This window comes from Acetatifactor sp. (assembly GCF_982438285.1).
On sequence record NZ_CEWDFQ010000249.1, the window covers coordinates 1 to 4,687 of the forward strand.

General features: G+C 48.3%; 12 protein-coding genes. 1 reads left to right on the forward strand and 11 read right to left on the reverse strand.

Features of this window, described 5'->3' with window-relative positions:
- The 11 genes from AC1WIP_RS11650 to AC1WIP_RS11700 form a co-directional block, all read right to left on the reverse strand.
- Nucleotides 1-476 (reverse strand): hypothetical protein (locus AC1WIP_RS11650; RefSeq protein ID WP_481141985.1); only part of this gene is annotated, 476 nt, incomplete at its 3' end.
- Complete coding sequence (locus tag AC1WIP_RS11655; RefSeq protein WP_481141986.1) at nt 469-906, reverse strand: RNase H family protein; 438 nt, start codon at nt 904-906, stop codon at nt 469-471. The genes AC1WIP_RS11650 and AC1WIP_RS11655, both read right to left, overlap by 8 nt.
- Before the next feature lies 1 nt (nt 907).
- Nucleotides 908-1,666, reverse strand: coding sequence for a rolling circle replication-associated protein (locus AC1WIP_RS11660; RefSeq protein ID WP_481141987.1), 759 nt, complete (start codon nt 1,664-1,666; stop codon nt 908-910).
- Between the two features lie 162 nt (nt 1,667-1,828).
- Nucleotides 1,829-2,035: a hypothetical protein gene (locus tag AC1WIP_RS11665; RefSeq protein WP_481141988.1), complete on the reverse strand. Its 207-nt coding sequence runs from the start codon at nt 2,033-2,035 to the stop codon at nt 1,829-1,831.
- A gap of 322 nt (nt 2,036-2,357) precedes the next feature.
- Nucleotides 2,358-2,624 (reverse strand): hypothetical protein, encoded by a 267-nt coding sequence (locus AC1WIP_RS11670; RefSeq protein WP_481141989.1) that lies wholly within the window; start codon nt 2,622-2,624, stop codon nt 2,358-2,360.
- Nucleotides 2,575-2,721: a hypothetical protein gene (locus tag AC1WIP_RS11675; RefSeq protein WP_481141990.1), complete on the reverse strand. Its 147-nt coding sequence runs from the start codon at nt 2,719-2,721 to the stop codon at nt 2,575-2,577. Before AC1WIP_RS11675 ends, AC1WIP_RS11670 begins: the two co-directional genes overlap by 50 nt.
- A complete protein-coding gene (locus AC1WIP_RS11680; protein WP_481141991.1) occupies nt 2,699-2,872 on the reverse strand; it encodes a hypothetical protein in 174 nt (57 codons plus the stop codon). Before AC1WIP_RS11680 ends, AC1WIP_RS11675 begins: the two co-directional genes overlap by 23 nt.
- A gap of 229 nt (nt 2,873-3,101) precedes the next feature.
- Nucleotides 3,102-3,440 (reverse strand): hypothetical protein, encoded by a 339-nt coding sequence (locus tag AC1WIP_RS11685; protein ID WP_481141992.1) that lies wholly within the window; start codon nt 3,438-3,440, stop codon nt 3,102-3,104.
- A gap of 8 nt (nt 3,441-3,448) precedes the next feature.
- Complete coding sequence (locus AC1WIP_RS11690; RefSeq protein ID WP_481141993.1) at nt 3,449-3,685, reverse strand: hypothetical protein; 237 nt, start codon at nt 3,683-3,685, stop codon at nt 3,449-3,451.
- A 20-nt stretch (nt 3,686-3,705) separates the two neighbouring features.
- Complete coding sequence (locus AC1WIP_RS11695; RefSeq protein WP_481141994.1) at nt 3,706-3,891, reverse strand: hypothetical protein; 186 nt, start codon at nt 3,889-3,891, stop codon at nt 3,706-3,708.
- 66 nt (nt 3,892-3,957) lie between these two features.
- The gene (locus tag AC1WIP_RS11700; protein WP_481141995.1) at nt 3,958-4,191 is read right to left on the reverse strand and encodes a hypothetical protein; all 234 of its coding nucleotides are present in this window, start codon (nt 4,189-4,191) and stop codon (nt 3,958-3,960) included.
- Between the two features lie 157 nt (nt 4,192-4,348).
- On the opposite strand from AC1WIP_RS11700, the gene AC1WIP_RS11705 reads away from it, so the two are divergent.
- Nucleotides 4,349-4,687: helix-turn-helix domain-containing protein (locus AC1WIP_RS11705; RefSeq protein ID WP_481141996.1), on the forward strand; the 339-nt coding region annotated here is incomplete at its 3' end.

A 4,687-nucleotide genomic window follows, 5' to 3' on the forward strand; every position in this document is an offset into this window, starting at 1 on the left:
ATGTAGTAGTCCGTGATGATCTGCTTTGCTCTGGCCATGCCCGGGATCCCCAGCGTGACCTTTCCTGCAGATACGCCTGCTGCCTTGATAATATCCTTGTCCACGGTCTGCTGATTCTTGAATGACCACATCAGGAGCGCCGCTATGCAGCCTTTCAGTGACTTTCCTTTCTTCCGTACATTGAATGCCAGCAACTCATTTTCCATGCACTGGCCTCTCAGGTACTCCACCCAGTCCTCCATGATTTCTTTCGGTTTCAGCTCCGCCACCTCAACATCAATCTTTCCCAGTGCCGCTGTCAGCTGATCGCACAGCACCGGAATCTCTCCCTGCAGATACATATCTACGAAATCACTCTGGATTCCGTTCTCCTTTGCCATGGCTCTCAGCGACTCTGTGTCTCCCTCATTGAACAGATTCTCTGCAAGCTCATTGATTTCTCCAAAAGAATTGAGTTCTCCAAACTTCTCAAACATTCTCCTGCTCCTTTCGTTTTTCTATTTCCCCCTGCAGCCACCCGGTATATTCATGCTTTCCGGGAGACGTCAGGATGAGATGCTTGTTTGACAGGCTCCATATCCTCATCCACTCCTCCTGGTTGGCTACCGGCTTTTTCTTACTGGTCAGAAATTCGTTTCCCGCCCAGATCGCCAGGTTGCGCTCCAGCATATTGAGGACAAATTCATCCTCTGTACAGATGCAGACCTCACAGCTCTGGTTGAACCTTCCCAGGGCCTCCGCCAGTGCTGTCAATACCGCCTGATGATATGTACCCATTACTTTTCCAAATCCCTCTCGTGTCTTCGCCTCTCCTCCCACCATGCACTCCAGCACATAACCGTAATGTTTCTCTGTGGCTTTCGGAGAGCTGCTGTCTGTGGTTATATAGATCTTTGTCTGATACAATTTATTCCCTCCTATACCGGATCATGGTGTATCGTCTGTACTTAAATCCCGTAACCGGGTTGATGCCCTCATAGATATGGGCCATGTAGTATCCTTTCTTTGGTTTCGGCTCCGGTTTCCACCGCACCAGCTTGTCCTTCTTTGGTTCCGGCAGAGGCATATTCCGGCTGGTTCCATAATTGGCCTCCCGGAGTCTGGTCTTTCCCGGCGTTCCGTCCTTTTTGGCCTCTACTGTGTGCTGGTCCTTCGTGATGTAGCTGGCCAGCTTCGTAAAGTCCTCATCATAGTATTGGCTTTTCCGGATCTCCGTGAACCAGGTGCCTCCCTTCTCCCAGGCTTTTTGGATGATGCTGGCCGTGTCCCCGATCTCGTTGATGATCAGATGGATGTGCCAGGCCCCCCTGGTGCCCTGCTCTATGTTCCGGATCCAGAACACCTCATACCCTCGTTTCTTGTATTCCTTCCGTACATACCGCATGGCCTTTTGAAAATCTTTCAGAGCCGCTGCCATATCCGGCGGTCGGTTCTGCACACTGTAGGTCCATGTCGCCCAGATGTCCCCCGGCTTGAAATACTCCAGTAATCGGTGCCGGCATCTCCTGGCCTTGTTCATGGCATTCACGGCCCGCATCTGCTCCTCTGTGGGCTTTGCCCTCTTGTTCCTCTTTACTCCCGGGGCGCCATACCTCCCGTCATGGAACTCCTCCACATCAATGATGGCTCCCCTCCGGAACCTATATGTTTTCCTCTTTATTGCCATAGTATCTGTCCTATCTTTAATAGCTTTATCAAGTCCAAAACGGTAGGCAAAAGCCCCCGTTTTCCTTGACTTTATAAGGCCGTAGTGATACTATGGTTCCAGGAAGTTTTTCCATAGCCCACTGGGCCTGCTGGCGTTTGCAGACGCCAGCTTTTTTCATGTTCAGACCACAGCCTCAACGGTCACTCCGTTCTCTTCTGCGATCTTCTTGGCGAACTCCATGACCTCCTCCATGGATCCGCTCATGCAATACATATTTGCTCTATTCCCGGATGGCAGCGTTACATTTGCGCTCCACCTTATGATCTTGATCGGGTTCTCCCCTATCTTCCTGCTTCTCATATCCACCTCCGGCGGTGCCCTTATCATGTGACCGCCTCCTTTTTTGGCTTGTGTACCCTGTTGGTCTTTTCGCATTAAAAAGACTCCGAAAACCTGTTGACCTACCACACGCTCTCTGGTCGGCGTGACCACCGTCATTTTTGCATGGTACCCATGAGACAGCTCTTGACCTGCTGCCGCACCTATGCAGGGAGCCACCCTGCCATAACACGCTCTGCCGGAGTCGGACCGGCCCTGGCTGCCCGGTGCAGAGAGCGCAATTTTCATTCATCATCTTTTCTGTTGGCCGCTATAAGCGCCCATAAGATAACCGCAAAGGCTCCGAACAGGGCGCCTCCCAGAAATGCTGCTACATATTCCACGGCTCATCCTCCTCTCCGTCCTCTTGTTCAAACCAGTTGTTGGCTATGCAGAACAGCGCCAGCCACGTTCCGCTCACAGCGCAGATGATCAGGCAGTTGACTATTCCGCAGCCGCCGTCCGGGCTGTCTATGCTGCACACTGCTCCAACATACGCCAGGGCCGCCACCGCTGTGATTGTCTTTAAGATCCCGTTGTGGATCCGTCTACGCCATTTTCTGACTGACCGACTGTGCCACCAGTTCCGGCACCTCATGGATATCCGCCGTGATTTTCGCCTTATACTTCTCTGACAGGATCCCTGCCAGCACCTCATAAAATCTCTTAACATCAAAATTCCCTCTGACCTCCATTTCCTACCTCCTGCCGTACCCGGCGCCTGATCTCTCTGTTTAACCTGTTTGCCTCCTCCCGGTGCTTTTTCCGGCTCTCCGCTGTGAGTGCGTAACGAGCCAGATCCAGCTCCCGGTTCCGTTTCCGTATCAATTCTGTTGTGGTGTTCACTTTGTCCTCCCTTGTCATTCCCCGCTTATGCTCCTATACTTTACTTGCAGGCTCCCTGGCCGGAGCTGAGTACATAGGAAAGGAGCGTTTCTATCTATGAAAGAATTTTCTGATTTTCGTAATTATTGGTTTACTCCTGATAAAGAGCGTGATCTCCGAAACAAAGCCCTTGCTCAAACCCAGGAATTAACTATCAATAACGAAAAATCGTTTATGGCAACATTTTCAGCTACTTATTCTCTTTTGTTGCTTGCCGAGTATCATGAGTGGTTAAATCAATAGTGATACCCTTTATTTCTGCGCCCTGCTTTGTCTTTGTAGGGCGCTTTCTCATTAACGCCACATCATCTGCGCTTTTATATAATCTTTTTTCCGCAACCATGTCCCACATAATATGGCGTGCAGAGGCCGCAATCCCATTACCTACCTCTAAGACGTCATTGATGGTGTACCCCGCCGCCTCGCAGTAGTGCAGGACCGCCGCCGCCAGCTCCTGCGGATCCGCTTTCTCCCCTGCCTTGGCCACTACTACCCGGCCCTGCTCCAGTAATTCTATAATTTCATTCATGGTTTTCTTTACCTCCTGAATAGCTTTTCATGAACAGTGAACTGTCTGGCTTTCTCATGCAGTTCACTGTTTTTCTGCATTTTGCTCATCAACATCTGAGGGATCATTTCCGCCTCTGCGACATTCAGCCCCTCATCTTCCATCACTTTCATGATCTTCGGGAGCGCTCTGTCTATCTTGAACATGTCCACCAGTGGTCTGTTGGCAGCTCCCGTCCTTGGTGTTTCTTTTAGATCCATGGCCATAGGTACCTCCTTTCCGAAACTTACTTCAGTAAATAAATAAACAAGCTCGTTGCCACCGCTGATATACATGCGCTGATCAGTGTGCACATGATACAGATCCGGCGCATCATCAACTTAGGCCTTTCATATTCTTCCATAGCGTCCGCCACATCCACCAGTGCGGATGCTATGGCATCTCTGACCTCATATCCATCTTTGGAACTCATCACTTTTCCCGCTGCAGATCTAATCCTTTTTGATATTTTTTTCATGGCCGTCTCCTTATGCACTTGCTATTTTAGATGATTTATAATCATCTTTTTGGCAAAAAAAATTCTCTCCTTTTCTTCCAGGGATTCAATCTCTAATAATTCGCACAACGCAGCCACCTCGCTGGTCTTAAATTCCTGCTTATTCTGCATCTTTAAGTTGAATCCATAAGGGGACAGTCCTAAGTATTCAGCCACAAATTTCAGCTTGAGTCCTTTTGCATTGATCAGTTCTCTTAATGCTTCAGAGTTTGTCATTTTCATTCTCCTTTCTTGTTGATTATAAATCACCCTCCTACATAATACCGCTATGTTGCCTTTTCGTCAACTATTTTTTTTTAAAACGCCAAAGAATATTGATTTATCGGAAACCATATGGTATATTGTGATTATTACAAACAAGGTGGTATTGAAAATGACTGAGATAGGCATGCGTATACGAGCAAAGCGCGAGGCTCTTGGTATTACACAGGAAGAGTTGGCAAAAATGCTGGGATATAAAAATAAATCTACAATAGCGAAAATCGAAAATGGTGTCAACGATATTACGCAGAGCAAGGTCTTAGAATTTGCTGCTGCATTGCACACCACCGTTGCCTATTTGATGGGATGGGATGATGTTGCTCCATCAAATGATTTTTCTCTCAGCGACTTAGAAAAGCAAATTATAATAGCATTTCGCAAATCAGATGAAATTTCAAAAGCTATGGTTTTGCGTGCTCTTTCCATTGATGAGGTAGTATCAAAAGGGGAG